Annotated in this window: 41 protein-coding genes and 1 rRNA gene; 35 read left to right on the top strand and 7 right to left on the bottom strand. The window is 45.7% G+C overall.

Features of this window, described 5'->3' with window-relative positions:
* The 29 genes from Q4Q50_RS21415 to rplQ form a co-directional block, all read left to right on the top strand.
* Positions 1–633 (top strand): EF-Tu C-terminal domain-related protein (locus Q4Q50_RS21415; protein WP_311901047.1); only part of this gene is annotated, 633 nt, incomplete at its 5' end.
* A gap of 333 nt (positions 634–966) precedes the next feature.
* On the top strand, positions 967–1,278 hold the full coding sequence (rpsJ, locus tag Q4Q50_RS21410; RefSeq protein ID WP_006083601.1) for a 30S ribosomal protein S10: 312 nt from the start codon (positions 967–969) through the stop codon (positions 1,276–1,278).
* Between the two features lie 30 nt (positions 1,279–1,308).
* Positions 1,309–1,947, top strand: a complete 639-nt coding sequence (gene rplC / locus Q4Q50_RS21405; RefSeq protein ID WP_006083600.1) for a 50S ribosomal protein L3 — start codon at positions 1,309–1,311, stop codon at positions 1,945–1,947.
* 17 nt (positions 1,948–1,964) lie between these two features.
* Positions 1,965–2,570 (top strand): 50S ribosomal protein L4, encoded by a 606-nt coding sequence (gene rplD, locus Q4Q50_RS21400; RefSeq protein ID WP_006083599.1) that lies wholly within the window; start codon positions 1,965–1,967, stop codon positions 2,568–2,570.
* Positions 2,570–2,872 (top strand): 50S ribosomal protein L23, encoded by a 303-nt coding sequence (gene rplW, locus Q4Q50_RS21395; protein WP_025008843.1) that lies wholly within the window; start codon positions 2,570–2,572, stop codon positions 2,870–2,872. The genes rplD and rplW overlap by 1 nt, the downstream gene beginning before the upstream one ends.
* Before the next feature lie 16 nt (positions 2,873–2,888).
* On the top strand, positions 2,889–3,713 hold the full coding sequence (rplB, locus tag Q4Q50_RS21390) for a 50S ribosomal protein L2 (protein ID WP_006083597.1): 825 nt from the start codon (positions 2,889–2,891) through the stop codon (positions 3,711–3,713).
* A 14-nt stretch (positions 3,714–3,727) separates the two neighbouring features.
* Positions 3,728–4,006, top strand: a complete 279-nt coding sequence (rpsS, locus tag Q4Q50_RS21385; RefSeq protein WP_006083596.1) for a 30S ribosomal protein S19 — start codon at positions 3,728–3,730, stop codon at positions 4,004–4,006.
* A 15-nt stretch (positions 4,007–4,021) separates the two neighbouring features.
* Positions 4,022–4,354, top strand: coding sequence for a 50S ribosomal protein L22 (gene rplV / locus Q4Q50_RS21380; protein ID WP_006083595.1), 333 nt, complete (start codon positions 4,022–4,024; stop codon positions 4,352–4,354).
* 9 nt (positions 4,355–4,363) lie between these two features.
* Positions 4,364–5,056, top strand: coding sequence for a 30S ribosomal protein S3 (gene rpsC, locus Q4Q50_RS21375; protein ID WP_011787574.1), 693 nt, complete (start codon positions 4,364–4,366; stop codon positions 5,054–5,056).
* 11 nt (positions 5,057–5,067) lie between these two features.
* A complete protein-coding gene (gene rplP, locus Q4Q50_RS21370) occupies positions 5,068–5,478 on the top strand; it encodes a 50S ribosomal protein L16 (protein WP_006083593.1) in 411 nt (136 codons plus the stop codon).
* Positions 5,478–5,669: a 50S ribosomal protein L29 gene (rpmC, locus tag Q4Q50_RS21365; protein WP_006083592.1), complete on the top strand. Its 192-nt coding sequence runs from the start codon at positions 5,478–5,480 to the stop codon at positions 5,667–5,669. Before rplP ends, rpmC begins: the two co-directional genes overlap by 1 nt.
* Positions 5,669–5,917, top strand: coding sequence for a 30S ribosomal protein S17 (gene rpsQ, locus Q4Q50_RS21360; protein WP_006083591.1), 249 nt, complete (start codon positions 5,669–5,671; stop codon positions 5,915–5,917). Before rpmC ends, rpsQ begins: the two co-directional genes overlap by 1 nt.
* Before the next feature lie 180 nt (positions 5,918–6,097).
* Positions 6,098–6,466, top strand: coding sequence for a 50S ribosomal protein L14 (gene rplN / locus Q4Q50_RS21355; RefSeq protein ID WP_006083590.1), 369 nt, complete (start codon positions 6,098–6,100; stop codon positions 6,464–6,466).
* Between the two features lie 11 nt (positions 6,467–6,477).
* Positions 6,478–6,792 carry a 50S ribosomal protein L24 gene (rplX, locus tag Q4Q50_RS21350; RefSeq protein ID WP_006083589.1) on the top strand — a complete coding sequence of 105 codons (315 nt, stop codon included), beginning with the start codon at positions 6,478–6,480 and terminating at the stop codon, positions 6,790–6,792.
* 12 nt (positions 6,793–6,804) lie between these two features.
* Entirely contained in the window at positions 6,805–7,344 is a 540-nt protein-coding gene (gene rplE, locus Q4Q50_RS21345) for a 50S ribosomal protein L5 (RefSeq protein ID WP_006083588.1), read from the top strand.
* A 10-nt stretch (positions 7,345–7,354) separates the two neighbouring features.
* Positions 7,355–7,660, top strand: a complete 306-nt coding sequence (gene rpsN / locus Q4Q50_RS21340) for a 30S ribosomal protein S14 (RefSeq protein ID WP_106648459.1) — start codon at positions 7,355–7,357, stop codon at positions 7,658–7,660.
* Positions 7,661–7,684: 24 nt separating this feature from the next.
* Entirely contained in the window at positions 7,685–8,077 is a 393-nt protein-coding gene (rpsH, locus tag Q4Q50_RS21335) for a 30S ribosomal protein S8 (protein WP_106648458.1), read from the top strand.
* A 10-nt stretch (positions 8,078–8,087) separates the two neighbouring features.
* Positions 8,088–8,621 carry a 50S ribosomal protein L6 gene (gene rplF / locus Q4Q50_RS21330; RefSeq protein WP_106648457.1) on the top strand — a complete coding sequence of 178 codons (534 nt, stop codon included), beginning with the start codon at positions 8,088–8,090 and terminating at the stop codon, positions 8,619–8,621.
* Between the two features lie 10 nt (positions 8,622–8,631).
* Positions 8,632–8,982: a 50S ribosomal protein L18 gene (gene rplR, locus Q4Q50_RS21325; RefSeq protein ID WP_006083584.1), complete on the top strand. Its 351-nt coding sequence runs from the start codon at positions 8,632–8,634 to the stop codon at positions 8,980–8,982.
* 11 nt (positions 8,983–8,993) lie between these two features.
* Positions 8,994–9,497: a 30S ribosomal protein S5 gene (gene rpsE, locus Q4Q50_RS21320; RefSeq protein ID WP_006083583.1), complete on the top strand. Its 504-nt coding sequence runs from the start codon at positions 8,994–8,996 to the stop codon at positions 9,495–9,497.
* A 6-nt stretch (positions 9,498–9,503) separates the two neighbouring features.
* Positions 9,504–9,686, top strand: coding sequence for a 50S ribosomal protein L30 (gene rpmD, locus Q4Q50_RS21315; RefSeq protein WP_006083582.1), 183 nt, complete (start codon positions 9,504–9,506; stop codon positions 9,684–9,686).
* Between the two features lie 3 nt (positions 9,687–9,689).
* The gene (gene rplO / locus Q4Q50_RS21310) at positions 9,690–10,124 is read left to right on the top strand and encodes a 50S ribosomal protein L15 (protein ID WP_006083581.1); all 435 of its coding nucleotides are present in this window, start codon (positions 9,690–9,692) and stop codon (positions 10,122–10,124) included.
* A gap of 7 nt (positions 10,125–10,131) precedes the next feature.
* Positions 10,132–11,472: a preprotein translocase subunit SecY gene (gene secY / locus Q4Q50_RS21305; protein WP_006083580.1), complete on the top strand. Its 1,341-nt coding sequence runs from the start codon at positions 10,132–10,134 to the stop codon at positions 11,470–11,472.
* 21 nt (positions 11,473–11,493) lie between these two features.
* The gene (gene rpmJ, locus Q4Q50_RS21300; protein WP_006083579.1) at positions 11,494–11,607 is read left to right on the top strand and encodes a 50S ribosomal protein L36; all 114 of its coding nucleotides are present in this window, start codon (positions 11,494–11,496) and stop codon (positions 11,605–11,607) included.
* 117 nt (positions 11,608–11,724) lie between these two features.
* A complete protein-coding gene (gene rpsM / locus Q4Q50_RS21295) occupies positions 11,725–12,081 on the top strand; it encodes a 30S ribosomal protein S13 (RefSeq protein WP_011787581.1) in 357 nt (118 codons plus the stop codon).
* Between the two features lie 15 nt (positions 12,082–12,096).
* Entirely contained in the window at positions 12,097–12,489 is a 393-nt protein-coding gene (rpsK, locus tag Q4Q50_RS21290) for a 30S ribosomal protein S11 (protein ID WP_006083577.1), read from the top strand.
* 32 nt (positions 12,490–12,521) lie between these two features.
* On the top strand, positions 12,522–13,142 hold the full coding sequence (rpsD, locus tag Q4Q50_RS21285) for a 30S ribosomal protein S4 (protein WP_106648456.1): 621 nt from the start codon (positions 12,522–12,524) through the stop codon (positions 13,140–13,142).
* Between the two features lie 24 nt (positions 13,143–13,166).
* The gene (locus Q4Q50_RS21280; RefSeq protein WP_006083574.1) at positions 13,167–14,156 is read left to right on the top strand and encodes a DNA-directed RNA polymerase subunit alpha; all 990 of its coding nucleotides are present in this window, start codon (positions 13,167–13,169) and stop codon (positions 14,154–14,156) included.
* 40 nt (positions 14,157–14,196) lie between these two features.
* Positions 14,197–14,592, top strand: coding sequence for a 50S ribosomal protein L17 (gene rplQ / locus Q4Q50_RS21275; protein WP_006083573.1), 396 nt, complete (start codon positions 14,197–14,199; stop codon positions 14,590–14,592).
* 58 nt (positions 14,593–14,650) lie between these two features.
* Here the strand turns inward: rplQ and Q4Q50_RS21270 are convergent, their stop codons facing one another.
* From Q4Q50_RS21270 to ccmA, 6 genes are all read right to left on the bottom strand, one after another.
* Complete coding sequence (locus tag Q4Q50_RS21270; protein ID WP_311901044.1) at positions 14,651–15,601, bottom strand: ABC transporter substrate-binding protein; 951 nt, start codon at positions 15,599–15,601, stop codon at positions 14,651–14,653.
* Positions 15,602–15,797: 196 nt separating this feature from the next.
* Positions 15,798–16,286: a cytochrome c maturation protein CcmE gene (ccmE, locus tag Q4Q50_RS21265; RefSeq protein WP_300478341.1), complete on the bottom strand. Its 489-nt coding sequence runs from the start codon at positions 16,284–16,286 to the stop codon at positions 15,798–15,800.
* A complete protein-coding gene (ccmD, locus tag Q4Q50_RS21260; RefSeq protein WP_011982116.1) occupies positions 16,283–16,483 on the bottom strand; it encodes a heme exporter protein CcmD in 201 nt (66 codons plus the stop codon). The genes ccmE and ccmD overlap by 4 nt, the downstream gene beginning before the upstream one ends.
* Positions 16,483–17,229, bottom strand: coding sequence for a heme ABC transporter permease (locus Q4Q50_RS21255; RefSeq protein ID WP_011982117.1), 747 nt, complete (start codon positions 17,227–17,229; stop codon positions 16,483–16,485). Before Q4Q50_RS21255 ends, ccmD begins: the two co-directional genes overlap by 1 nt.
* A 1-nt stretch (position 17,230) precedes the next feature.
* Entirely contained in the window at positions 17,231–17,917 is a 687-nt protein-coding gene (ccmB, locus tag Q4Q50_RS21250; protein ID WP_006079706.1) for a heme exporter protein CcmB, read from the bottom strand.
* An 11-nt stretch (positions 17,918–17,928) separates the two neighbouring features.
* A complete protein-coding gene (gene ccmA, locus Q4Q50_RS21245; RefSeq protein ID WP_071940703.1) occupies positions 17,929–18,579 on the bottom strand; it encodes a cytochrome c biogenesis heme-transporting ATPase CcmA in 651 nt (216 codons plus the stop codon).
* 318 nt (positions 18,580–18,897) lie between these two features.
* Here ccmA and Q4Q50_RS21240 point away from each other — a divergent pair, with 318 nt between their 5' ends.
* Positions 18,898–19,197 (top strand): c-type cytochrome, encoded by a 300-nt coding sequence (locus Q4Q50_RS21240; protein WP_006086491.1) that lies wholly within the window; start codon positions 18,898–18,900, stop codon positions 19,195–19,197.
* 63 nt (positions 19,198–19,260) lie between these two features.
* Here the strand turns inward: Q4Q50_RS21240 and ccmI are convergent, their stop codons facing one another.
* Positions 19,261–20,514, bottom strand: coding sequence for a c-type cytochrome biogenesis protein CcmI (gene ccmI / locus Q4Q50_RS21235; RefSeq protein ID WP_311901048.1), 1,254 nt, complete (start codon positions 20,512–20,514; stop codon positions 19,261–19,263).
* Positions 20,515–20,914: 400 nt separating this feature from the next.
* Here ccmI and Q4Q50_RS21230 point away from each other — a divergent pair, with 400 nt between their 5' ends.
* The 5 genes from Q4Q50_RS21230 to Q4Q50_RS21210 form a co-directional block, all read left to right on the top strand.
* Positions 20,915–22,894, top strand: coding sequence for a heme lyase CcmF/NrfE family subunit (locus Q4Q50_RS21230; RefSeq protein ID WP_311901039.1), 1,980 nt, complete (start codon positions 20,915–20,917; stop codon positions 22,892–22,894).
* 11 nt (positions 22,895–22,905) lie between these two features.
* A complete protein-coding gene (locus Q4Q50_RS21225; RefSeq protein WP_006079711.1) occupies positions 22,906–23,460 on the top strand; it encodes a DsbE family thiol:disulfide interchange protein in 555 nt (184 codons plus the stop codon).
* A complete protein-coding gene (gene nrfF / locus Q4Q50_RS21220) occupies positions 23,457–23,936 on the top strand; it encodes a heme lyase NrfEFG subunit NrfF (protein WP_311901037.1) in 480 nt (159 codons plus the stop codon). Before Q4Q50_RS21225 ends, nrfF begins: the two co-directional genes overlap by 4 nt.
* The gene (locus Q4Q50_RS21215) at positions 23,933–24,520 is read left to right on the top strand and encodes a TlpA disulfide reductase family protein (protein WP_311901035.1); all 588 of its coding nucleotides are present in this window, start codon (positions 23,933–23,935) and stop codon (positions 24,518–24,520) included. The genes nrfF and Q4Q50_RS21215 overlap by 4 nt, the downstream gene beginning before the upstream one ends.
* A 520-nt stretch (positions 24,521–25,040) precedes the next feature.
* Positions 25,041–25,173 (top strand): 16S ribosomal RNA (locus Q4Q50_RS21210); the annotation flags it as partial.

Raw genomic sequence — 25,173 nt, 5'->3', positions numbered from 1 at the left:
TGGGAAGCTAAGATTATCGAACTTGCTGAAGCTCTGGATTCTTACATTCCAGAACCACAACGTGACATCGACAAGCCGTTCCTACTGCCAATCGAAGACGTATTCTCAATCTCTGGCCGTGGTACAGTAGTAACTGGTCGTGTTGAGCGTGGTATTGTTAAAGTGGGTGACGAAGTTGAAATCGTTGGTGTTCGCACTACGACTAAAACAACGTGTACTGGCGTAGAAATGTTCCGTAAACTGCTTGACGAAGGTCGTGCAGGCGAGAACTGTGGTGTGTTATTACGTGGTACTAAGCGTGATGACGTAGAACGTGGTCAAGTATTGGCTAAACCAGGTTCAATCAACCCACACACCACTTTTGAATCAGAAGTTTACGTTCTGTCAAAAGAAGAAGGTGGTCGTCATACTCCATTCTTCAAAGGCTACCGTCCACAGTTCTACTTCCGTACAACTGACGTAACCGGTACTATTGAACTGCCAGAAGGCGTAGAGATGGTAATGCCTGGTGACAACATCAAGATGGTTGTTACGCTGATTTGCCCAATCGCGATGGACGAAGGTTTACGCTTCGCAATCCGTGAAGGTGGTCGTACAGTTGGTGCTGGTGTAGTAGCTAAAATCATCGCTTAATCGCGACAGAGATTAGTTTGAAAAGGAAGCTTCGGCTTCCTTTTTTGTTTTAGGGCTAGTTTTATCTACAGATTTGTGTAAAATGCTCGCCACTCTGAAGTTGAATAGTTATTTGATGACTATTTACACAGCGGGCTTGATATCCGGATTTAGATAGGTATAATGGCCCCTCGTCGACTTAGGTTGACGAATTAAATGATTAGTCGCTGAAGTTAATCATTATCATAGCGGCTCCGATTGGGAGTCGAACGGTTAAATCATCTCGCTCTGCTTTTCTATATAGAAGAAGCTAGAGGGTGATTTTTTATATGTCCATTTTAGGAGCTCTGGTCAATGCAGAACCAAAGAATCCGTATCCGCTTAAAGGGATTTGATCATCGCTTAATTGATCAGTCTACAGCGGAAATCGTTGAAACTGCTAAGCGTACAGGCGCGCAGGTTCGTGGTCCAATTCCACTACCTACTCGCAAAGAGCGTTATACCATTTTGATCTCTCCGCACGTTAATAAAGATGCTCGTGACCAGTACGAATTACGTACACACAAGCGCCTGGTTGACATCGTAGAGCCAACTGAAAAGACTGTTGACGCGTTAATGCGTTTAGATCTTGCGGCTGGTGTCGACGTACAGATTAGCTTGGGTTAATTGAGATCCTAGTAAGAAGAGGTTTGAGAGATGGCTATCGGTCTTATTGGTCGTAAAGTTGGTATGACTCGCATCTTCACTGAAGATGGTGTTTCAATACCAGTTACTGTAATTGAAGTTGCAGGCAACCGTGTTACTCAAGTGAAAACTTTAGAAACTGACGGCTACCGTGCACTTCAAGTTACAACTGGCACCAAAAAAGCCAATCGCATCACTAAACCAGAAGCAGGTCACTTTGCCAAGAGCGGTGTTGAAGCCGGTCGTGGTTTGTGGGAAATGCGTTTGGTAGACGGTGAAGGCGAGGGCATTGAAGTTGGTGCTGAGCTAAATGTTGATATTTTCGCAGACGTAGCGAAAGTAGATGTTACTGGTCAATCAAAAGGTAAAGGCTTCCAAGGCGGCGTTAAGCGTTGGAACTTCCGTACTCAAGATATGACTCACGGTAACTCTTTGTCGCACCGCTCGAATGGTTCTATCGGTCAGAACCAAACGCCTGGTCGCGTATTCAAAGGCAAAAAAATGTCAGGCCATATGGGTGCCGAGCGTGTTACTACTCAAAATCTAGTTGTAGTTCGTGTAGATGTTGAGCGTAACCTGCTACTAGTCCGTGGCGCTGTTCCTGGCGCTACCAATGGCGACTTGATTATCAAGCCTGCCGTTAAAGCTTAAGGTCTGAGGAGATAGTAATGGAATTGGTATTGAAAGACGCGCAAAGCGCTCTTGAAGTTTCCGAAACTACCTTCGGCCGTGACTTTAACGAGGCACTGGTTCATCAGGTAGTTGTAGCATACGCTGCAAACGCGCGTCAGGGCACTCGTGCTCAAAAGACTCGTGCGGAAGTAACTGGCTCAGGCAAAAAGCCTTGGCGCCAAAAAGGAACTGGCCGTGCTCGTGCTGGTTCTGTTAAAGGCCCAATCTGGCGTGGCGGTGGCGTAACATTCGCTGCTAAAACCCAAGATCATAGCCAAAAAGTTAACAAAAAGATGTACCGCGGCGCGCTGAAAAGCATTCTGTCTGAATTGGTACGTCAAGAGCGTCTGGTTGTTGTTGAATCTTTCGGTGTTGAAGCTCCTAAAACTAAAGAGCTGAAAGCTAAATTGAAAGCAATGAACCTTGAAGACGTTCTGATTGTGACTGCAGAAGTTGATGAGAACTTATTCTTAGCAGCTCGTAACCTGTACAAAGTTGACGTTCGTGACGTAGCGGGTCTTGACCCAGTTAGTCTGATCGCGTTCAACACTGTGCTTGTGACTGCTGACGCAGTGAAGCAAATCGAGGAGATGCTAGCATGATGATCCGCGAAGAACGTTTGCTAAAAGTTATTCTCGCTCCACACATCTCTGAAAAGAGCACTGTGAACGCTGAGAAGCACAACACTGTTGTTTTCCGCGTAGCTATCGATGCAACTAAAGCTGAAATTAAAGCTGCTGTTGCTAAGCTATTTGAAGTTGAAGTTGATTCAGTTCGCACTTTAGTAAGCAAAGGCAAAACTAAACGCACTGGTGGCCGTACTGGTCGTCGTAGCGATTGGAAAAAAGCCTATGTAACTCTAGCTGCTGGTGCTGACATCGATTTCGTCGGCGGCGCTGAGTAAGCAAAGGAGAATTATCATGGCAGTTATTAAGTGTAAGCCAACCTCTCCAGGTCGTCGCCACGTAGTTAAAGTGGTGAACACTGACCTGCATAAGGGTAAACCCTTTGCTGGCCTGTTGGCGAAAAAATCTAAAAGTGGTGGCCGTAACAATACTGGCCGTATCACTGTCCGTCACGTAGGTGGTGGTCATAAGCAGCATTATCGTCTAATCGACTTCAAACGCGATAAAGATGGTATCCCTGCAAAGATTGAGCGTCTGGAATACGATCCAAACCGTACAGCTAACATCGCGTTAGTATTGTATGCGGATGGTGAGCGTCGTTATATTCTTGCTGCCAAAGGCATGCAAGCTGGCGATAAGATCCAGTCTGGTGTTGCTGCCGAGATCAAAACCGGTAACGCTATGCCACTACGCAACATCCCAGTAGGTTCTGTAGTTCACGCTGTTGAAATGAAGCCTGGTAAAGGTGCTCAGATCGCTCGTTCTGCGGGGGCTTATGTACAAGTTGTTGCTCGTGATGGCGCATATGCCACTCTACGTCTTCGCTCAGGCGAAATGCGTAAAGTGCCAGTTGATTGCCGCGCGACATTTGGTGAAGTTGGTAATGCCGAACACATGCTACGCCAGTTAGGTAAAGCAGGTGCTAAGCGCTGGAGAGGCATTCGTCCTACAGTTCGCGGTGTTGCAATGAACCCAGTAGACCATCCACACGGTGGTGGTGAAGGCCGTACTTCTGGTGGTCGTCACCCAGTGACTCCATGGGGTGTGCCAACTAAGGGTTATAAAACTCGTAGTAACAAGCGCACTGACAAGTACATCGTACGTCGTCGTAATAAATAGTAAGAGGATTCGCCATGCCACGTTCTCTCAAGAAAGGTCCCTTCATTGACCTGCACTTGCTGAAGAAGGTAGAGAAAGCGATGGAAGCCGGTGACAAAAAGCCTATTAAGACTTGGTCACGTCGCTCTATGATCATTCCAAATATGATTGGTTTGACCATCGCTGTCCATAATGGTCGTCAGCACGTTCCTGTGTTCGTAACTGACGAAATGATCGGCCACAAACTTGGTGAATTTTCACCAACTCGCACTTATCGTGGCCATGCCGCTGATAAGAAAGCGAAGAAGCGTTAATACGGGAGGAATAAGATGGAAGTTTTAGCTAAACATCGTTTTGCCCGTACGTCTGCGCAGAAGGCCCGTCTGGTTGCTGATCAAATTCGTGGTTTGCCTGTTGCTAAGGCACTCGAAATTTTGACTTTCAGCCCCAAGAAAGCCGCCGTACTGGTTAAAAAAGTACTTGACTCAGCTATCGCAAACGCCGAACACAACGAAGGCGCGGATATTGATGAGCTTAAAGTAGGAGCCGTCTTCGTAGATGAAGGCCCAACTATGAAGCGTATCATGCCACGTGCTAAAGGCCGCGCTGATCGTATCATGAAGCGTACCAGCCACATTACTGTGGTTGTATCAGATCGCTAGGAGAGAGCAATGGGACAGAAAGTACATCCTAATGGTATCCGTCTGGGTATCACCAAGCCTTGGATCTCTACCTGGTACGCAGATAAATCAGATTACGCAAATAATCTGAACAGCGACTGGGAAGTGCGTAAGTTTCTTGTAGAGAAATTACAAGCTGCTTCAGTATCTAAGATTGTTATCGAACGTCCAGCGAAAAGCATCCGCGTTACGATTCACACTGCCCGTCCAGGTGTTGTGATTGGTAAGAAAGGTGAAGACGTTGAAGTATTGCGTGCTGCAGTGTCAAAACTTGCTGGCACTCCTGCTCAAATTAACATCGCTGAGATCCGTAAACCTGAGCTAGATGCCAAGTTAGTTGCTGATTCAATTGCACAGCAATTAGAGCGTCGTGTTATGTTCCGTCGTGCTATGAAGCGCGCAGTTCAAAACGCAATGCGTATTGGTGCTCAAGGTATCAAAGTACAAGTTAGTGGCCGTTTAGGCGGAGCTGAGATTGCGCGTGATGAGTGGTATCGTGAAGGTCGTGTACCTTTACATACTTTGCGTGCTGATATCGACTATTCTACATCTGAAAGTCACACCCAATACGGTGTGATTGGCGTTAAAGTTTGGATCTTCAAAGGTGAAGTTCTAGATGGAATGCTGCCACAGATTGAAGAACCGAAGCAGCAGCAACCTAAGCGCAAGCCTCGTGGTAAATAGGAGAGCCGGCAATGCTGCAACCTAAACGTATGAAGTTTCGCAAGATGTTCAAAGGCCGCAACCGCGGTCTGGCGAACGGTACCGAAGTTAGCTTTGGTACTTTTGGTCTGAAAGCAGTCGGCCGTGGCCGTTTAACTGCGCGTCAGATCGAATCTGCACGTCGTGCCATGACACGTCACATTAAGCGTCAGGGACAAATTTGGATTCGAGTTTTCCCGGACAAACCGATTACCTCTAAGCCTCTCGAAGTGCGTATGGGTAAAGGTAAGGGTAACGTTGAATACTGGGTATGTCAGATTCAACCTGGTAAGGTTCTTTATGAGATGAATGGTGTTTCTGAAGTGATCGCTCGTGAAGCGTTTGCTTTAGCTGCTGCCAAGCTTCCAATTAAGACTACCTTCGTAACTAAGACGGTGATGTAATGAAAGCGAGCGAACTGAGAGAAAAGAGCGTTGAAGAACTGAACGCTGAACTACTTGGTCTGCTGCGTGAGCAGTTCAACCTGCGTATGCAACACGCCACTGGTCAGTTGACTCAGACTAATCAACTGAAATTAGTGCGCCGTAATATTGCGCGCGTTAAGACCATTATTACTTCTAAGGCGGGTGCATAATGTCTGATAAAATCCGTACTTTGCAGGGTCGTGTAACTAGCAATAAAATGGACAAGTCCATTACTGTTGCTATCGAACGCCAAGTGAAACACCCAATTTATGGGAAATACATTAAGCGTACGACTAAGATCCATGCACATGACGAAACTAATCAGTGCAATGAAGGCGATTTAGTAGCGATTCGCGAATGTCGTCCTTTGTCTAAGACTAAGTCTTGGACCCTGGTTGAAGTAGTATCAAAGGCCTAAGTTAATTAGGTATTTAGGTAAACGGCTCCAGAATGTGGGGCCGTTTGTTTTTTAATACTATACATTCCACTTTTATGGTGTTATATTTGCGCGCCATTTTTGACTAAATTAATAGCAAAAATGAGTGTTTTTATTGTCCCATAGTGGGAATTGTGTAGTAACGATAGCGGAGCACTTAAAATGATCCAAATGCAATCGACTCTTGACGTTGCTTGTAACAGCGGCGCACGCAGAGTTCAGTGTATTAAGGTCTTGGGTGGCTCTCATCGTCGTTATGCCGGTATCGGCGACATCATCAAAGTTTCTGTTAAAGAAGCGATTCCTCGCGCTAAAGCGAAGAAAGGCGATGTGTATAACGCGGTGGTAGTCCGTACTAAGAAAGGCGTACGTCGTCCAGACGGTTCTGTCATTCGCTTCGATCGGAATGCAGCTGTTCTTTTGAACAACAACCTGCAGCCGATTGGTACTCGTATCTTTGGACCAGTGACACGTGAATTGCGTAATGAGCAATTTATGAAAATTGTCTCGCTGGCACCAGAAGTACTGTAAGGAGCTTCAAAATGGCAGCTAAAATACGTCGTGAAGACGAAGTGATTGTATTAGCAGGTAAAGACAAGGGTAAACGTGCAAAAGTTTCTCAAGTCCTTCCTACTGGTAAATTGATTGTTGAAGGCATCAATCTTGTCAAAAAACACCAAAAGCCAAACCCACAATTGGGCGTAGCTGGCGGTATTGTTGAGAAAGAAGCACCGATACAAGCATCAAATGTAGCGATTTTCAACTCTGCCACTGGCAAAGCTGATCGCGTTGGTTTCCGCTTTGAAGACGGCAAAAAAGTTCGTTTCTTCAAATCGAACAGTGAACTCGTTAAGTAATTGGAGTAAACGATGGCGAAACTGCATGATAAATACCAAGAGACTGTTGTCGCTGAACTTGCTAAAAAGTTCGGTTATACCAGTGTCATGCAAGTCCCTCGGATTGAGAAAATCACCCTGAACATGGGTGTTGGCGAAGCTGTTGCAGACAAGAAAATCATGGACCATGCTGTCCGTGATATGACTGCAATCGCTGGTCAAAAGCCAGTAGTGACTGTTGCTCGTAAGTCAGTTGCTGGTTTTAAAATCCGTGAAGGCTACCCTATTGGCTGTAAAGTGACCCTACGCGGTGAGCGTATGTGGGAATTCTTAGAGCGTTTAGTCGATATCGCAATCCCACGTATTCGTGACTTCCGTGGCTTAAGCGCTAAAGCGTTTGACGGCCGTGGTAACTACGCAATGGGCGTGCGTGAGCAGATCATCTTCCCAGAAATCGATTACGATAAAATCGATAAGATTCGTGGTATGGATATTGTTATCACTACTACTGCGAAGAATGATGAAGAAGGTCGTGCTTTGTTAGACGCTTTTAACTTCCCATTCAAGAAATAAGGGTAGCGTAATGGCAAAAACATCAATGAAAGCACGTGAAGTTAAACGTGCACAGCTCGTGGCCAAGTACGCTGAAAAGCGTGCGGCTCTTAAGACTATCATTGCAAGTCCAGCTTCTTCTGACGAAGACCGTTGGGATGCAGTACTTAAGTTGCAAGCTCTACCACGTGATTCCAGCGCTGCGCGTCAACGCAATCGTTGTAATCAAACTGGTCGCCCTCATGGCTTCTTACGTAAATTCGGCTTAAGCCGTATCAAATTACGTGAAGCAACCATGCGTGGTGAAGTTCCTGGCCTGCGTAAGGCCAGCTGGTAAGCACTTGTCACGGAGTAAGCTAATATGAGCATGCAAGATCCTATTGCGGATATGTTAACCCGTATTCGTAACGGCCAAGCTGCTAACCACGTATCGGTGAAGATGCCTTCTGCTAAGTTGAAAGTCGCTATTGCGAAACTGCTTAAAGAAGAAGGTTACATCGCTGATTACGCCGTAGCAGATGAAGCCAAGCCTGAACTGGAAGTTACTTTAAAGTATTTCCAAGGCCAACCAGTCGTTGAGACTATCCAGCGTGTAAGTCGCCCTGGTCTTCGTATTTACAAAGGTAAAAACGAACTTCCAAAGGTGATGGGCGGTCTGGGTGTCGCAATTGTGTCCACTTCTAAAGGCTTGATGACTGATCGTGCCGCCCGCCTTGCAGGCATGGGTGGCGAGGTTATCTGCTACGTAGCTTAAGGAGCTAGGAATGTCTCGTGTAGCAAAAGCACCAGTATCTATTCCAGCTGGCGTAGAGGTGACCTTGAACGAACAGACCCTTACCGTCAAAGGCGGAAAAGGTAGTCTGACTCGAGTGATCAACAATGCGGTCAATGTTGTTATTGAAGCTGGCGTAGTTAAGTTCCTCCCTGTTGAAGGCGTTGTTAACGCTTGGGCACAGGCTGGTACAACTCGTGCATTAGTAAACAACATGGTTGTTGGTGTATCTCAAGGTTTTGAGCGTAAATTAAAGTTAGTTGGCGTTGGTTACCGTGCGAAACTCGTCGGTTCTGACATTGACCTGACTTTAGGTTTCTCTCATCCGTTAGTACACAAACTGCCCGCAGGCGTTACTGCAGAGTGCCCTAGCCAAACTGACATCGTCCTACGTGGCGTTGATAAACAGTTAATTGGCCAAGTCGCTGCTGAGATTCGCGGATACCGTCCACCAGAGCCATATAAAGGCAAGGGTGTTCGCTATGACGACGAAGTAGTACGCCGTAAAGAGGCTAAGAAGAAGTAGGTAACGCGATATGGATAAGAAAACATCTCGCTTACGTCGCGCTACTCGCGCTCGTAAGAAGATCCAAGAGCTGGGCGTGAACCGTCTGGTTGTACATCGTACACCGCGTCACATTTATGCTCAGGTGATCAATCCTGAAGCTCAGGTGTTGGCAGCTGCTTCAACCGTAGAAAAAGCGGTTAAAGAGCTACTGAAGAGTACCGGTAACGTAGACGCAGCGAAAGCAGTAGGTAAATTTGTTGCTGAGCGCGCGATCGAAAAAGGCGTAACTTCAGTTGCGTTCGATCGTTCTGGTTTCAAGTATCACGGTCGTGTAGCTGCGTTAGCAGATGCAGCTCGTGAAGCTGGCCTGAAGTTCTAAGGGGTTATAAAATGGCTAAATTAGAAGCTCAGCAAAAAGACGATCTGCAAGAGAAATTGATTGCAGTTAATCGTGTTTCTAAAGTAGTTAAGGGCGGTCGTATCTTTAGCTTCACAGCACTGACAGTAGTGGGTGATGGTAACGGTAAGATTGGCTACGGCTATGGCAAGGCACGTGAAGTTCCAGCAGCGATTCAAAAAGCTATGGAAAAAGCTCGTCGTAACATTGTGACCGTTGAGTTGAATGCAGGTACTCTGCATCACCCAGTTAAAGGTCGTCATACTGGTTCTCTTGTGTACATGCAACCTGCATCACAAGGTACTGGTATTATTGCCGGTGGCGCAATGCGTGCCGTATTGGAAGTAGCAGGCGTTCATAACGTTCTGTCAAAAGCATACGGTTCTACTAACCCGATCAACATCGTTCGCGCGACTGTCGATGCTTTGGTGCACATGAAGTCACCTTCGCAAATCGCAGCTAAGCGTGGCCTGAATGTTGACGAAATTCGGGGGTAATGCACCATGGCAACTAAAACTGTAAAAGTTACTCAAACTAAAAGCGGTATCGGTCGTTTACCGAAGCACCGTGCAACCCTAACGGGTCTTGGTTTGCGTCGCATTGGTCACACTGTTGAATTAGAAGATACTCCTTCTGTTCGCGGTATGATCAACAAGGTCTACTACATGGTTAAGGTGGAGGATTAATAGATGCGTTTAAATACTCTATCTCCAGCTGCAGGCTCTAAGCATGCACCAAAGCGTGTAGGCCGTGGTATGGGCTCAGGTCTAGGTAAAACAGCGGGTCGTGGTCATAAAGGCCAAAAGTCTCGTTCTGGTGGCGGTGTACGCCCAGGATTTGAAGGTGGTCAAATGCCACTTAAAATCCGTTTACCTAAATTTGGTTTTACCTCGCGTCGCGCTATGGTAACAGCTGAAGTTCGTGTACTCGAACTGGCAAAAGTTAACGGTGATGTTATCGACTTAAACGCTCTGAAAGATGCGAACGTTATAACTCGCAACATCCAGTTTGCGAAAATTGTTCTTTCAGGTACCATTGAGCGCCCTGTGACTGTTAAAGGTCTGAAGGTAACCAAAGGTGCACGTGCAGCTATTGAAGCTGCCGGCGGTAAGATCGAGGAATAATACGTCGATGGCAAAACCAGGACTTGATTTAAAAAGCGCGAAAGGTGGACTTTCAGAATTGAAAGCTCGCCTCCTGTTCGTGATTGGTGCGATTATCGTCTTTAGAGCCGGTTCGTTTGTGCCAATTCCTGGTATTGACGCAGCTGTATTAGCAGAGCTGTTTGCTCAGCAAAAAGGGACCATCCTGGGCATGTTTAACATGTTCTCGGGTGGCGCCCTTTCGCGTGCCTCTATCTTTGCATTAGGTATCATGCCGTATATTTCGGCATCGATTATCATGCAATTGTTGACTGTCGTGCATCCTGCACTCGCTGAATTGAAAAAAGAAGGCGAATCAGGACGTAAGAAAATCAGTCAATATACCAGATGGGGTACCTTAGTGCTGGGTACATTCCAGTCGGTCGGTATTGCAACCGGGTTACCAAACTTAGTGCCAGGCCTTGTGGTCAACATTGGATTTGGGTTCTACTTTGTTGCGGTTGTGAGCTTAGTGACAGGAACTATGTTCCTTATGTGGCTAGGCGAGCAGATTACCGAACGTGGTATAGGTAACGGTATCTCGATTTTAATTTTCGCAGGTATTGTTGCTGGATTACCTTCCGCTATCGGCCAAACGGCTGAGCAGGCGCGTCAAGGTGACTTGAATGTGTTAGTATTGTTGTTGCTCGCGGTAATTGTGTTTGCAGTGACTTATTTTGTAGTGTTCGTGGAACGTGGTCAGCGTCGTATCGTCGTTAACTACGCTAAGCGTCAGCAAGGCCGTAAGGTGTTCGCTGCGCAAAGTACCCACTTACCGCTGAAAATAAACATGGCAGGTGTTATTCCGCCAATTTTTGCGTCAAGCATCATTTTGTTCCCTGGAACACTGGCTCAGTGGTTCGGTCAAAATGAGTCTATGTCATGGTTAAGTGATTTTTCACTTGCTGTGTCACCTGGACAACCGCTTTACTCATTATTATATGCAACAGCGATTATCTTTTTCTGTTTCTTCTATACTGCGTTGGTGTTTAACCCACGTGAAACAGCAGATAACTTGAAGAAGAGTGGCGCATTCATCCCTGGGATCCGTCCTGGAGAACAGACTTCGCGTTACATTGATAAAGTTATGACCCGTTTGACATTGGCAGGCGCGTTATACATAACCTTTATCTGCTTAATTCCGGAGTTCATGTTAATCGCGTGGAAAGTACAGTTCTATTTTGGCGGTACTTCACTACTCATTATGGTAGTCGTGATCATGGACTTCATGGCTCAGGTTCAGACGCATATGATGTCTCATCAATATGAGTCTGTGATGAAGAAAGCTAACCTAGTAAACAAAGCGAATTTAGATCGCTTTGGTCGCTAAGTAGCTTTACGGAGTGATGAAATGAAAGTTCGAGCTTCCGTGAAGAAGATCTGCCGTAACTGCAAGATCGTCAAGCGTAGTGGCGTTGTACGCGTTATCTGTGTTGAACCAAAACACAAACAGCGTCAAGGCTAAAAAGTAATTTGTTCAGCCCATGAATTGGGCTGAACAAAATTTTGTTTGCAAATCTGTCGACTGTCGAGTATCCTTTCGGGCTTTTCGCAGTTGGCCTTTAACTTTAAGGAGTGCATAGTGGCCCGTATCGCTGGCATTAACATTCCTGATCAAAAGCATACAGTCATCGCATTGACTGCAATTTTCGGCATCGGCCGTACTCGCGCTAGAGCAATCTGCGCGGCTACAGCAATCGCTGAAACTGCTAAGATCAAGGAATTGAGCGAAGCTCAAATAGACACACTACGCGAAGAAGTCGCTAAATACCTAGTAGAAGGTGACTTACGTCGTGAGATTTCAATGAACATCAAGCGTCTTATGGATCTTGGTTGTTATCGTGGTCTCCGCCATCGCCGTAGCCTGCCTCTCCGTGGGCAACGTACTAAGACCAATGCGCGTACGCGTAAAGGTCCACGTAAACCAATTAGAAAGTAACGGGAAGGTAAAGCAATGGCTAAAGTTCCGTCACGTTCTCCGCGTAAGCGCGTACGTAAACAGGTTGCAGATGGCATGGCTCATATCCATGCTTCTTTCAACAACACTATTGTCACCATTACAGATCGTCAAGGTAATGCGTTGTCATGGGCTACTTCAGGTGGTTCAGGTTTCCGTGGTTCACGTAAATCTACTCCATTTGCTGCACAGGTGGCTGCTGAGCGTGCAGGTGCTGCTGCTCAAGACTACGGTTTAAAAAACCTTGAAGTGTTTGTGAAGGGTCCAGGTCCAGGTCGTGAGTCAGCCATTCGTGCGCTGAACGCTGTTGGTTATAAAATTACCAACATTACCGATGTGACGCCGATCCCTCATAATGGTTGTCGTCCTCCTAAAAAGCGTCGTGTATAACGTCGTTTCATTAGGATAGTTGGAGAAAGATCATGGCAAGATACTTGGGTCCCAAGCTCAAGCTCAGCCGCCGAGAAGGTACAGACCTTTTCTTAAAAAGCGGTGTGAGAGCAATCGATTCAAAGTGTAAACTGGAAACTGCACCTGGACAACATGGCGCTCGTAAGCCACGTTTGTCAGAGTATGGTACTCAGTTACGCGAAAAACAAAAAGTTCGTCGTATTTACGGTGTGTTAGAAAAACAATTCCGTAACTATTACAAAGATGCTGCACGTACTAAAGGCAACACAGGTGAAAACCTGCTTCAGCTTTTAGAAACCCGTCTTGATAACGTCGTTTATCGTATGGGCTTCGGTGCAACTCGTGCAGAATCACGTCAGCTAGTGAGCCATAAATCAATTATGGTTAACGGTCGTGTTGTTAACATTCCATCATTCAAAGTGTCTGCGAATGATGTTGTGAGCATCCGCGAGAAGTCACGTACTCAAGCTCGTATTAAAGCGGCTTTAGAAGTGGCAGCTCAACGCGAGAAGCCTACATGGGTTGAAGTCGACAGCGCGAAAATGGAAGGTGCTTTCAAGCGCGTTCCAGAACGTAGCGATTTGTCTGCGGAAATTAACGAACAGCTGATCGTCGAGCTTTACTCTAAGTAAGGCTAACAAACAAGAGAGGACACAATGCAGGGTTCTGTTACAGAATTTCTTAAACCGCGTCTCGTTGATATCGAGCAGGTTAACTCAACACGTGCCAAGGTTACATTGGAACCACTTGAGCGTGGTTTCGGCCACACTTTAGGTAACGCGTTGCGTCGCATCCTATTGTCGTCTATGCCCGGCTGCGCGGTTACCGAAGTCGAGATTGACGGTGTACTGCACGAATACAGCAGTAAGGAAGGCGTTCAAGAAGATATCCTTGAGATCTTGTTAAACCTGAAAGGGTTAGCAGTGACTATCGAGGGTAAAGACGAGGCTATGCTTACGTTGAGCAAGTCCGGCGCAGGCCCTGTCATCGCAGCAGATATCACGCATGATGGTGATGTCACTATCGTGAATCCTGATCATATTATCTGTCACCTGACAGGTAACAATGATATCAGCATGCGTATTCGCGTTGAGCGTGGTCGTGGCTATGTACCAGCATCTGCTCGTGCACAGACTGAAGACGATGATCGCCCAATCGGCCGCTTGCTGGTTGATGCTTCTTTCTCGCCAGTTGCGCGTATTGCCTACAATGTAGAAGCAGCACGTGTAGAACAGCGTACTGACTTAGATAAACTCGTTATCGATATGACCACAAACGGTACTATCGATCCTGAGGAAGCTATCCGTCGTTCTGCAACAATTTTAGCTGAACAGCTAGATGCGTTTGTTGAATTACGTGACGTGACTGAGCCAGAGCTGAAAGAAGAGAAGCCGGAATTCGATCCGATTCTGCTGCGTCCTGTCGACGATTTAGAGCTAACTGTACGTTCGGCTAACTGCTTGAAAGCCGAAGCGATTCATTACATCGGAGATCTGGTACAGCGCACTGAAGTTGAGTTGCTGAAGACCCCTAACTTAGGTAAGAAGTCTCTTACTGAAATTAAGGACGTTTTAGCTTCTCGCGGACTGTCGTTAGGTATGCGTTTGGAAAACTGGCCTCCAGCTAGTTTAGCAGACGACCTATAAGTCTCAGGTTTGTACAGATTTAGGTTATAAGGATTAGGTCATGCGCCATCGTAAGAGTGGTCGTCAACTAAACCGTAACAGCAGTCATCGCCAAGCCATGTTTCGCAACATGGCCGGTTCACTAGTTCGTCATGAGATCATCAAGACAACTGTGGCTAAAGCGAAAGAACTGCGTCGCGTAGTTGAGCCTCTGATAACACTTGCTAAGAGTGACAGCGTTGCAAACCGTCGTTTAGCGTTTGCACGTACTCGCGACGCTGAAGTCGTTGGTAAGTTATTTACTGAGTTGGGTCCACGTTACCAGGAACGTCCTGGTGGCTATACCCGTATCCTTAAGTGCGGTTTACGTGCTGGTGATAAAGCCCCTATGGCTTACATCGAGCTAGTTGGCCGTCCAGAAGCTGCTCAAGCTGTTGATGTTGAAGCTGCTGAGTAATTAAGGTTACACTTTTAAAAAGCCGGGCAATGCCCGGCTTTTTTATGTCTTTTTTTCATTACTTCACCCAGAGTGTATTTTTCTCGATTTCTTTCGGTAGGCTAATATTCCATTTGGCCAAACCTTGCTGACTAAACATGTATTTCCCAAGATCATCTGTCACTGGAAAGATGTTTTCGGTTTTCTCGCCAGCCAGTATTTTTAACGCCATATTCGCTGCTATTTCGCCATGATGATAGCCATCGAGTACGTAGCCGCCAATATTACCCTCGGCGGAGACACTGAATCCCCAAAAACCGAAATTGGGTACTGGGGTATGTTCAGATATCCACTTTAGTAGCTGATCCGCATCAACAGAACGATTCTCTGCATCTCTTACTGTATGGTATAGCGCTACGACAATGGCGTTATAGCCTTGCTTTTTCGCCGTCAATACCTGTTGCTGCCAATCTGCTAGCTGTGACAATTGCACCAGATTCACTTCGATATCACCCAAAATACTAGAGTGTTGCTTGCTGATGTATTCTGCGGCTGAGTCTGAAGTCACACCTTGATCGAACAGCACGAGTATTTTGCGGTGTATAGTCTGTGGGAGTATGCGTTGAATGAGCAGCAGAGAGCGTCGTAGCAGCGGTCTTTCTATGACCCCTGTAAATCGCTTGTGCTCGTTGAGATGATAGGCCCTTGGGTTCATATTCACCCCGAGATATACGACAGGGATTAAGCTGTCATTGAGGCGCTGATGTAACAGGTTAACCGCATTATCATCGGCGAGAATAACCAGTTGAGGTACTTGGCTTTGGATGTACTTCCACGCTAAATCAGCTCTTTCGCTAAATTGCTCCTTTGGTATGCGCTTGGTATCCATTTCGAAATAGCTAACATTGTGTAAAGGGCTGAGCGTGTCATTAATCGCTCGGCTATATTCTTGGTCCCATTGATAGCCTTGATGATAGCTTTCGATGACGACGACTTTAGCTGCATTGGCTTCATGAGAGATGCCTACCAAGCAGATAATCAGGAAGCTTAGAATGTGTTGCAAACTAGAGTTTAGTTGTCTTATTTGAATCATACGCAGTCTTAGGTTTTGAAGCTGTCTTGAGTATAGTTCACCTTTAATTTTCTAGATTGAGATAATAAAAAAGCCTCACTAGTTATTAGGCTAGGAGGCTTATTATGTATGCTGTTGCTACTTCATCAATCGCTTACTTAGTGTCTGGTGCCTTTTGTTGGCTGTAATCCAACTTTTCGTGCTTTTGGCCCATTGCTTCGGCAACTTCTGGTGGCATGTAGTTTTCATCATGCTTAGCCAGTACTTCAGTCGCTTCTAGCTTACCATCTGCTCCAAGCACACCTTGCGCCACAATACCCTGTCCTTCACGAAATAGGTCAGGCAAGAGATCGTCATAGGTGACCTGTATTTCGCCGCCGAGTGAATCATGTACTGCGAATTGTACATGTAAACTCTTAGGATCCCGTACCATTGAACCAACAGTTACCATACCACCGACACGAATGCGCTGACCAATTTCAGGTTTAACGCCGGTGTCTGTTTTGCCGTGGACAATTTCAGACGGTGTATAAAATAAGTTTAAGTTGGAGTTCAGCGCATAAAGCAAAAGCGAAGTAATCGCGGCAACACCACCGATTAATGCTACTGCTAACGTCAGTCTTTTTTTGCGTCTTGGGTTCACGATTTAGTACTCCTAGTTTCTTTTAGGCGTTCTTCTCTATCCATTTTCTTCGCTATTTCAATTAATACCTTACGCTTTTGGCGTGCGCTGGTAATGATAAGCGTTGACAGGCAAAAGAAGGTTACTCCGTAGGATAGCCATACATAGAATGCATAGCCGCCCATATTAAAAAAATCACTGATCGAATCGAATTGCATTATTTGACCTCCTCAGCCTTAGCTAGTTCACGCACCCAAGGGCGCATGCCATTTCTTGCTAAAATTTCTGCCTTGAATCGCACAATAGTGATGGCACCTATCATGAGACCGAAGCCAAGCATATTGATTAACAGTGGATAGAGCATTTCCGTCGACATTGTCGATTTCTCGGTAATGCGGATAGTCGATGGCTGATGCAATGAGCTCCACCATTCAACTGAGTATTTGATGATTGGGATGTTAATTACACCCACGATCGCGAGGATCCCTGCAGCACGAGCCGCGAGCACTTTATCCTCAAATGAGGCATAGAGTGAGATAACACCTAGATATAAGAACAGTAATACTAGCTCAGAGGTTAAACGTGCATCCCATACCCACCAAGCGCCCCACATAGGTTTACCCCATGCAGCACCGGTAAAGAGGGCAATAAAGGTGATTACTGCACCGATAGGCGCAATCGAAGCCGCAGCCCAGTCGGCAAGTTTGATCTGCCACACTAAACCGATAAAGGCTGCTGTCGCCATACCCATGTAAGCTGCCATCGACATAGAGGCCGCGGGGACATGGATAAAGATAATGCGATAGCTATCACCCTGTTGGTAATCCGTCGGCGCAAAGGCTAATCCCCATGTTGTGCCTACAGCAATAAACAGACCGGCTAAGATCGCAAACCATGGAAATAATGTTCCTGATAACTTATATGCGCGTTCAGGATCCGCGTAAGGGTGTAACCATTTCCACATTTTAGTTAGTACTCACTCGCAGAGATGCACCAATTGCAAAAGGTGCTAAGGTTAACGATCCGACCAGCATAGCGCCTATTATAGCGAGCTGACCGTCATAGGGTAAATTCATTCCTGCCGCGTCTATGGCACTCGTTGCAAAAATGAGAACCGGAATATATAAGGGCAAAATAAGTAAGCTGAGTAACACGCCACCTTTTCTAAGGCCGACGGTTAATGCCACACCAATGGCACCTAATAGCGACAATACTGGCGTGCCTAGCGCAAGGGTCGATATTAACGCACCATAACTATTGCCATCTAAATTGAGTAGCACCGCTAACAGTGGCGCAATAATAATCAGTGGCACACCGGTTAAAATCCAATGGGCTAACACTTTGGCTAATACCAGAATGGCTAATGGCTGTGGACTCAATAACATTTGCTCTAAGCTGCCATCACTAAAGTCCGCTTTGAACAGTCTTTCAAGTGACAACATAGAGGCTAATAACGCTGCAACCCAAATTATCCCGGGTGCCACACGTGCTAACATTTGTGGCTCTGGGCCAATTCCCAGTGGGAATAAGGTCACAACCATAATAAAAAATAGCAGTGGGTTAAAAATGTCGCCGCGGTGACGAATGGCAATTTTAAGATCTCGCTGTAACAAGGTGAAAAATGCCTGGGTAAAACTGATGCCTCTTTTCATTTAGCCTGACCTTATATGAAGCGATAATCTAGACGAATTTTACGAAGCCTATCATCTTTGATAATGCCCATATCTTGGTGAGTTGTGAGGATCACACACCCGCCATTATCCGCATGCTGAATAAATAATTGCTCCAGCTCTTCGACGCCTTTTTTATCGATTGCGGTAAAAGGTTCGTCAAGGATCCAAATTTTACAATTGCTATGCCACAATCTCGATAGCGCAGTTCTGCGATGTTGGCCTGCGGATAAATGTCCGGCAAGTGCCTCTTCAAAACCTGTTAAGTTCACTTTGGCTAAAATGGCTGAGGTATCAAAGTCATCATAACCACTGATTCTTAAATTGAAATTAAGGTTTTCTTCGGCGGTAAGTTCGCATTTCACTCCCGCTAAATGGCCGAGATACAAGAGATCTTCATTGTATTCATCACGGCTGCGGTTTATGTCTTCATTTCTGTAAAAGGTTTGTCCGGCATAGGGGCGAGAAAGACCTGCCAATATGCGTAATAAACTGGTTTTGCCCGCGCCGTTAGGGCCTTCAATTTGAACAATATCACCGGCATTAATATCAAAACTTAACTCATCAAAAAGGATGCGTTCTTCGCGGATACAGGTCAGCTTGCTGGCTGACACTAATGTGGTTTCTTTAGTTATATTTGTCACTGAACCCTCTATCTCAAGCCGGAAGGAAACACAAGTTATTCTAACACAAACGTTATTGGGGGTTTACCCTTGGTTTGCACTAGATGTCAGCAATATGATGTGGTTCCAATAACCGCAATATTTATCGAACTTTTTTACGACTTGCTAATATATTAACGAATTTGTCACCCTTGTCGCCTGATTCATTTTGTGTTGAGATTCTAATCACAAAAAGATGAGATTTCTTGAAGTTTGTAGTAATCTTAGTCGGCTATAATGAGTCTGCCTAAGTAAGGGCAGCGCCGAGCTTTGTACGTATTTGCATTAGGAACATTGAACATGAAAAAACTGTTAGCAATGACTGCAGTCGCTGCTTTGACTATGTCAGTCAACGTATCAGCTCAAGAAGCTGAAGCTATTTTCAACAAGGCATGTACCGTATGCCACAGCATGGGTGTTGCTGGCGCTCCAAAAGCGCATAACGCTGCAGAATGGGAACCACGCTTAGCTAAGGGTATGGATACTCTACTGCACAGTGTGAAAACTGGTCTGAATGCTATGCCACCAGGCGGTATGTGTACCGATTGTACTGACGAAGATTACAAAGCAGCTATCGAGTTTATGTCTAAAGCTCAGTAATTTTTTCAGTGTTAATAAAAAACCGGCCAAAGCCGGTTTTTTTATGTCTGCAATAAACTGGGTTTATTGCACTTGGGTATCAAGCACTAGGTTGGCGGTATCGCCGACAGCGACTGTACTGATCTTACCTTGAAGATCGCCAGCTTGTGGTTTGATATTACCGTGTTTAGAAAGCACAGCAATCACTTCCACATTGGTAGCGTCACTCAACTTCTTATCACCACCCATACCGCTGCTGTCATCTAATGTCACCGTAATTGGGAGCGACTTAGCACTGACTTTGGTCGCCGCTAATGGGACTTTTGGTCCTTCAGTTGCACGGGCAAAGATAAAGATAGTGTCTTCAGGGCTGGCTTTAGCGGCAAGTTCTGCAGAGATAGATATAGTGACATTGACTGATTTGGTCGCACTTGCTTTCACTTGCTTGTGGGCTTCATCATTTGGCATGCCCGCCGTTTCAGACTGCATACGTAAGTTAGCGGTTTCGATAGCATTCATTAGGGCTGCGCGATCAACATCGGCACGATCGCTATCAAGGATAGTTTGCCAAGAGGCGATGGCTTTCTTGTAATCAGCCGTAAAGAAGGCATCCATACCTACAAGTAATAACGTTGAAGGATCTTGAGCATCCATAGCTAAAGATTCATCGATAATCGCTTGGATTTGCGGTGTCATTTGTTGACCCGCTTTGTAATACATAGCTGTCGCTTTTGGACCGAGCAATTCTGCATGTTTTCCGACCAATTCGATTACTTTATCGAAAGCCGCAATCCCTTTATCGTATTGGTTTGCCGATACATAAGCATGGCCTAAGCTGAACCACAGTTGGCTGTTCTCTGGTTCGGCTTTAATTTGAGCCTCCATCATCTGCACGCGTTGCATCATGATTTGGGCTGTATCCATTCCCGCATGGGGATTGGCAGGTTGCTGGGCAGTTTCAATATTCTCAAAGGCGCCTAAGTGCTGATAAAGATAGCCTGAGATAACAACCAAACAAACTGACATGATCGACGGCCATAGAATCGTCTTTGGCTTGATTTGGTTGACCAGTGAATCATCGCTCGCTTGTTTGATGTCTTGGAGTAGACTGATTTCAAGCTCTTTTTTCAATGCATCGAATTCGGCTTGATCCAGTAGCTCCTCGCTTAATTCTTTTTCAAGAGTGGCTAAGCGTTCATTGAACAATTCAAGGTTCGTTTGTTTACGAACTCCGGCTTCTTCCGTTTTCAGCAATTTTTGCTGTCTGAAATGCGGGATCCAAATCAGCATCAGGCCGACTAACATAACAAGCGCAATAAAAATCCAAAATGTCGTCATTGTTTCTATATTCACTTTAGTTTGCAGAAAGCGGAGTAACCGCTAGGCTTGGAAGCAAGATTATACGTAAAGATTGTTCATTGAACAGTAATATAAGGTAATCCCAGTACCGAAAGCTTATAGTTGGGCACTGGTTCACAAATTGATTCTTCTTGTAAAAATTGTATGAAACTTAAGTGTCATTTGTCGGTCACATGCAGAACTGAGCCTCTTCCGTGACTTTCATCAGCCTCTAAAATTGAGAATGAGACAAGTAACCCAGTTTTGTACGAAAGAGGCAGACAGGAACAATAGCAAATACTAAAATGAGCAACATTTCGTGCATTTGCGTGAATAACATGTTGTGCGTTGAGATAGAGTCTTTCTAAATCAACATATTATTGAAGACTGAGGAAAACCCATGATCCCAGAACTTGGACACTTTGCGCTGATAATAGGGGTGGCTTTTGCCTTCTTATTAATCAGCGTCCCCCTAATAGGTGTTGCCCGTAAAGATCAATACCTTGTTAGGTATGCTTGGCCGTTAACGTACGGAATGTTCTTTTTTATCACTGTATCAGTTGTCGTGCTGGCCTATAGCTTTGCCGTCGATGATTTCTCAGTCGCTTATGTGGCACATCACTCTAATTCTCAGTTACCTATCTTCTTTAAGATTTCGGCCGTATGGGGCGGTCATGAAGGGTCACTGTTGTTCTGGGTGTTTGCTTTATCGACTTGGGCTGCAGCGGTTGCCTTATTTAGTAAAGGTTTAGAGGAAGTGTTTACTGCGCGTGTACTGGCAGTATTAGCACTGATCGTGATTGGCTTTAGCTTATTCATGCTTCTCACCTCTAGCCCATTCGAACGTCTGTTCCCGATCCCTGCTGAAGGTCGTGATTTGAACCCAATGCTGCAGGATGTGGGATTAATCTTCCATCCACCTATGCTGTATTTAGGTTATGTGGGTTTCTCGGTGAGCTTTGCATTTGCGATTGCCGCGCTGATGAGCGGTCGTCTCGATTCTGCATGGGCTCGTTGGACGCGTCCTTGGACCTTAGCCGCTTGGATCTTCCTAACAGGAGGTATCGCGTTAGGTTCTTGGTGGGCATATTATGAATTAGGCTGGGGCGGTTGGTGGTTCTGGGATCCTGTTGAGAACGCCTCTTTCATGCCTTGGTTAGTGGGTACTGCGCTTGTTCACTCTTTGATTGTGACCGAGAAACGCGGCGCCTTCCGTAACTGGACCGTATTACTGTCTATCTTTGCTTTCTCTTTAAGTTTGCTTGGCACCTTTATTGTTCGCTCTGGCGTATTAACCTCAGTGCATTCATTCGCAGCCGATCCAAGCCGCGGTATGTTTATTCTGTTGTTGCTTGGCTTAGCGATTGGCGGTTCATTAACACTGTTTGCCTTCCGTGCCAGTGAAATGAGCAGTCCAGCCCGTTTCGAGCTGAAGTCTAAAGAAACCATGCTACTGGTCTGTAACGTGTTACTGACCGTTGCCGCAGGTACTGTGCTATTGGGTACACTCTATCCATTGCTCATCGATGCACTCGGCATGGGTAAAATTTCTGTAGGACCTCCATACTTCAACGCTGTGTTTGTGCCTATCGTATTAGTCTTATTTGGCTTTATGGGTATTGGTCCAATTATCCGTTGGAAAAAATCGAAAGCAGGCGAGCTTAAGCGTCAGCTATTTATCCCTGCAATGATTGCTGCGGCTATCGGTATTGTGACGCCATTTATCGTCGATGGTGTATTCAATACTTGGGTTGCCTTTGGTATCGCGGCGGCTTCTTGGATTATCCTAGCAACAGCAAGAGCGGCCTATAACATGGTCAAGTCGAAAGAAGGTGATATCAGCATCAGCCGTATGGGCCGTAGTCAGCTGGGTATGATCTTCGCGCATCTTGGTATTGCTGTGTCTGTGATTGGCGCCACTATGGTGTCGAATTACTCGATTGAGAAAAGTGTCCGCATGGGACCAGGTGTGAGCCAAGAACTTGCGGGTTATACCTTTAAGTATCTCGAGACCAAAAACGTAGTGGGTCCTAACTACACTGCAATGCAGGGACAGATAGAAGTCTACAAAGGTGATGAGCTGCTGACATTACTCAAGCCCGATCGTCGTCAATATAATGTGCGTACTATGGACATGACAGAAGCGGGTATCGACTGGGGTCTATTCCGTGATTTGTATGTGACCATGGGCGATCCAATTACCAGCACTGAATTTGCGGTTCGTTTGAACTACAAGCCGTTCGTGCGTTGGTTATGGTTTGGGGCAATTTTCATGATGATTGGTGGATTCTTCGCGGCATCGGATAAACGTTACCGTGCGAAAGTCACTGCAGCCATCGCGCCTTCGGCCGAAAAGGCAAAATTGGCAACGGCTCAATAATTGGGGAATGTATGAAGAAGTTGGTTCTGTTTATCCCATTGGTCATATTTCTCGCCATGGGGGTGTTTCTCTATAAAGGGTTATTCCTGAATCCACAGCAACTGGATTCGGCACTGGAAGGAAAGCCTATTCCGGCTTTCCAACTGGAACGCTTAGAAACACCTGCTGAGATCATTACGAATGAGCAATTAAAAGGTAAGGTGTCATTACTTAATGTGTGGGCGACTTGGTGTCCATCTTGTAAATATGAGCATCCTTTCTTAGTGATGCTAAAGCGTAAAAATCTTCTGCCAATTTACGGGATCAACTATCGCGATGAGCGTGCTCCCGCATTAGAAGAGTTGAAACGTCAGGGCGACCCCTACAACGTCAATATCTATGATAAAGATGGCCGTTTAGGATTAGACCTTGGGGTCTATGGTGCACCTGAAAGTTTTGTGGTTGATCACAACGGTATTATCCGCTTCCGTTATGCGGGTCCAATCGACCAACGCGTATGGAGTGAAACCCTTTACCCTATGATCCAACAATTACAAGCTGAAGCGGCGAAGGATGGCGCATCATGAGAACGCTGACAAAAATCATTGGTGGTCTAGTACTGTTATTCAGCATGACGACCACCGTTATGGCAACACCGGTTGATACTTATGAATTCAAAACGCCTGAAAATCAAAAGCGCGGTTTGTCTTTGGCCCATGAGCTACGTTGCCCACAGTGTCAAAACCAAAACTTGATCGACTCAAACTCACCGGTTGCGCGCGATTTGCGTCTTGAAGTGTTCAAGATGGTAGACGAAGGCAAAGGAGATGATGAGATAATCGAGTTTATGACCAGCCGTTACGGTGAGTTCGTACTCTATAACCCTAAGATGGAAACCAAAACCTACATTCTTTGGTTAGGTCCTATAGGTTTGTTATTTATGGGGCTAGTGATTGGTTTTATCTTCATTCGTAAACAACGTATCAGCGGTAATGTGCCGAACGAAATTAGCGAAGAAGATCAGCGAGAGTTAGATACCTTGCTAAAGCGTAATACTAAATGAAGCGTAAAGTCATAACGGCATTAATGTTGTCATCGCTCTTTTCGTTACTTGCTGGTGGGGTCGCGCATGCGTACCCCGGCATGCAGCAAACGACTAAACCGATGGAATCAACTGTTGATTTGATCAATGTCTTGCCAAAGACTTTCCCAATAGATCCTGTCACCTTTAATGACGTCGATGGTAAAACCATCGACTTCAGTCAATTTAAAGGTAAGATCATTATGGTGAACATGTGGGCGACCTGGTGTCCACCCTGTGTAAGGGAGCTGCCAGCAATCGAAAGGCTAGCGACTAAGTTCAAAGCTGAAGACTTCGTACTATTACCTATCTCTATTGATGCAGAAGGTAAGCAACAGGTCCAGCCGTTCTTAAGCTCATTAGGTATGCCAAATTTCAACTCTTACTACGATCAGCCACAAAGTCTTGGGGATGTTTTTCCGCTCGATACGATTCCAGCGACATTTATTCTCGATCAACAGGGCCAATTGATAGCTTTTGTTCGATCTTATGTTGATTGGGACGATGCCAAAGCTATCTCACTAATCCAAGGTTTTATCGATAAAGGCATTAAAAAGCCCAATTAATCGACACTCTGCACGTAAAAGAATCGCCATTGTTTAAAAGATCGCCATGCGATCTTTTTTCATTAAAAAGCCCTTGCACAAAATCTCCTGCTCCCTATAATGCGCATCCACTGACACGGCAGACAGCGAAAGCCAGCTGACGAGTTAGGTTGAATTGAGTAGCTTTTAAGCATTTAATTCAACCGCAGCAAGAAGTTGAAAATACTCCTTGACGCGAAACGGGAAATGCGTAGAATACGCAGCCCTAGCCACCTGGAAGCGTTCGACGCTCAGTGTGGTGCTCAAGTTCTCTTACGAATATTGAGTTGCTCTTTAACAAGATAAAACAAGAAATCTGTGTGGACACTCACAGGTGTTGAGTTAATCGAAACTGCTTAACCTTTGGGTTGGCAGTCAAAAATTTAAATCAATGTAACAATGAGTGTTCATAGCAATATGTACAGTTTGTTTCTTTTAGTGAGAAACAAAAAATCAGAATTCATTGAGCCGCTGAAGTCGCAAGACGGACGCAACAAAACTTTAATTGAAGAGTTTGATCATGGCTCAGATTGAACGCTGGCGGCAGGCCTAACACATGCAAGTCGAGCGGCAGCACAAGGGAGTTTACTCCTGAGGTGGCGAGCGGCGGACGGGTGAGTAATGCCTAGGGATCT

It is taken from the genome of Shewanella scandinavica (assembly GCF_031932065.1).
In the GTDB taxonomy this organism is placed as follows: domain Bacteria; phylum Pseudomonadota; class Gammaproteobacteria; order Enterobacterales; family Shewanellaceae; genus Shewanella; species Shewanella baltica.
The sequence above is the reverse complement of the archived record's forward strand: the minus strand, read 5'-3'. Positions and strand labels throughout refer to the sequence as shown.

Excerpts from the sequence above, each read along its gene's own strand:
- rpsC (WP_011787574.1), top strand. The coding sequence starts at position 4,364 with ATGGGACAGAAAGTACATCCTAATGGTATCCGTCTGGGTATCACCAAG.
- rplV (WP_006083595.1), top strand. The coding sequence starts at position 4,022 with ATGGAAGTTTTAGCTAAACATCGTTTTGCCCGTACGTCTGCGCAGAAG.
- rpsS (WP_006083596.1), top strand. The coding sequence starts at position 3,728 with ATGCCACGTTCTCTCAAGAAAGGTCCCTTCATTGACCTGCACTTGCTG.
- Q4Q50_RS21240 (WP_006086491.1), top strand. The coding sequence starts at position 18,898 with ATGAAAAAACTGTTAGCAATGACTGCAGTCGCTGCTTTGACTATGTCA.
- Q4Q50_RS21280 (WP_006083574.1), top strand. The coding sequence starts at position 13,167 with ATGCAGGGTTCTGTTACAGAATTTCTTAAACCGCGTCTCGTTGATATC.
- rplQ (WP_006083573.1), top strand. The coding sequence starts at position 14,197 with ATGCGCCATCGTAAGAGTGGTCGTCAACTAAACCGTAACAGCAGTCAT.
- rplP (WP_006083593.1), top strand. The coding sequence starts at position 5,068 with ATGCTGCAACCTAAACGTATGAAGTTTCGCAAGATGTTCAAAGGCCGC.
- rpmC (WP_006083592.1), top strand. The coding sequence starts at position 5,478 with ATGAAAGCGAGCGAACTGAGAGAAAAGAGCGTTGAAGAACTGAACGCT.
- Q4Q50_RS21230 (WP_311901039.1), top strand. The coding sequence starts at position 20,915 with ATGATCCCAGAACTTGGACACTTTGCGCTGATAATAGGGGTGGCTTTT.
- Q4Q50_RS21255 (WP_011982117.1), bottom strand. The coding sequence starts at position 17,229 with ATGTGGAAATGGTTACACCCTTACGCGGATCCTGAACGCGCATATAAG.
- rpsE (WP_006083583.1), top strand. The coding sequence starts at position 8,994 with ATGGCTAAATTAGAAGCTCAGCAAAAAGACGATCTGCAAGAGAAATTG.
- rpmD (WP_006083582.1), top strand. The coding sequence starts at position 9,504 with ATGGCAACTAAAACTGTAAAAGTTACTCAAACTAAAAGCGGTATCGGT.
- rpmJ (WP_006083579.1), top strand. The coding sequence starts at position 11,494 with ATGAAAGTTCGAGCTTCCGTGAAGAAGATCTGCCGTAACTGCAAGATC.
- rplF (WP_106648457.1), top strand. The coding sequence starts at position 8,088 with ATGTCTCGTGTAGCAAAAGCACCAGTATCTATTCCAGCTGGCGTAGAG.
- rpsQ (WP_006083591.1), top strand. The coding sequence starts at position 5,669 with ATGTCTGATAAAATCCGTACTTTGCAGGGTCGTGTAACTAGCAATAAA.
- rplW (WP_025008843.1), top strand. The coding sequence starts at position 2,570 with ATGATCCGCGAAGAACGTTTGCTAAAAGTTATTCTCGCTCCACACATC.
- Q4Q50_RS21215 (WP_311901035.1), top strand. The coding sequence starts at position 23,933 with ATGAAGCGTAAAGTCATAACGGCATTAATGTTGTCATCGCTCTTTTCG.
- ccmI (WP_311901048.1), bottom strand. The coding sequence starts at position 20,514 with ATGACGACATTTTGGATTTTTATTGCGCTTGTTATGTTAGTCGGCCTG.
- rplN (WP_006083590.1), top strand. The coding sequence starts at position 6,098 with ATGATCCAAATGCAATCGACTCTTGACGTTGCTTGTAACAGCGGCGCA.
- rplE (WP_006083588.1), top strand. The coding sequence starts at position 6,805 with ATGGCGAAACTGCATGATAAATACCAAGAGACTGTTGTCGCTGAACTT.
- nrfF (WP_311901037.1), top strand. The coding sequence starts at position 23,457 with ATGAGAACGCTGACAAAAATCATTGGTGGTCTAGTACTGTTATTCAGC.
- rplR (WP_006083584.1), top strand. The coding sequence starts at position 8,632 with ATGGATAAGAAAACATCTCGCTTACGTCGCGCTACTCGCGCTCGTAAG.
- rplB (WP_006083597.1), top strand. The coding sequence starts at position 2,889 with ATGGCAGTTATTAAGTGTAAGCCAACCTCTCCAGGTCGTCGCCACGTA.
- secY (WP_006083580.1), top strand. The coding sequence starts at position 10,132 with ATGGCAAAACCAGGACTTGATTTAAAAAGCGCGAAAGGTGGACTTTCA.
- ccmD (WP_011982116.1), bottom strand. The coding sequence starts at position 16,483 with ATGCAATTCGATTCGATCAGTGATTTTTTTAATATGGGCGGCTATGCA.
- Q4Q50_RS21225 (WP_006079711.1), top strand. The coding sequence starts at position 22,906 with ATGAAGAAGTTGGTTCTGTTTATCCCATTGGTCATATTTCTCGCCATG.
- rpsK (WP_006083577.1), top strand. The coding sequence starts at position 12,097 with ATGGCTAAAGTTCCGTCACGTTCTCCGCGTAAGCGCGTACGTAAACAG.
- rplD (WP_006083599.1), top strand. The coding sequence starts at position 1,965 with ATGGAATTGGTATTGAAAGACGCGCAAAGCGCTCTTGAAGTTTCCGAA.
- rplX (WP_006083589.1), top strand. The coding sequence starts at position 6,478 with ATGGCAGCTAAAATACGTCGTGAAGACGAAGTGATTGTATTAGCAGGT.
- ccmB (WP_006079706.1), bottom strand. The coding sequence starts at position 17,917 with ATGAAAAGAGGCATCAGTTTTACCCAGGCATTTTTCACCTTGTTACAG.
- rplO (WP_006083581.1), top strand. The coding sequence starts at position 9,690 with ATGCGTTTAAATACTCTATCTCCAGCTGCAGGCTCTAAGCATGCACCA.
- rpsN (WP_106648459.1), top strand. The coding sequence starts at position 7,355 with ATGGCAAAAACATCAATGAAAGCACGTGAAGTTAAACGTGCACAGCTC.
- rpsD (WP_106648456.1), top strand. The coding sequence starts at position 12,522 with ATGGCAAGATACTTGGGTCCCAAGCTCAAGCTCAGCCGCCGAGAAGGT.
- rpsJ (WP_006083601.1), top strand. The coding sequence starts at position 967 with ATGCAGAACCAAAGAATCCGTATCCGCTTAAAGGGATTTGATCATCGC.
- rplC (WP_006083600.1), top strand. The coding sequence starts at position 1,309 with ATGGCTATCGGTCTTATTGGTCGTAAAGTTGGTATGACTCGCATCTTC.
- rpsH (WP_106648458.1), top strand. The coding sequence starts at position 7,685 with ATGAGCATGCAAGATCCTATTGCGGATATGTTAACCCGTATTCGTAAC.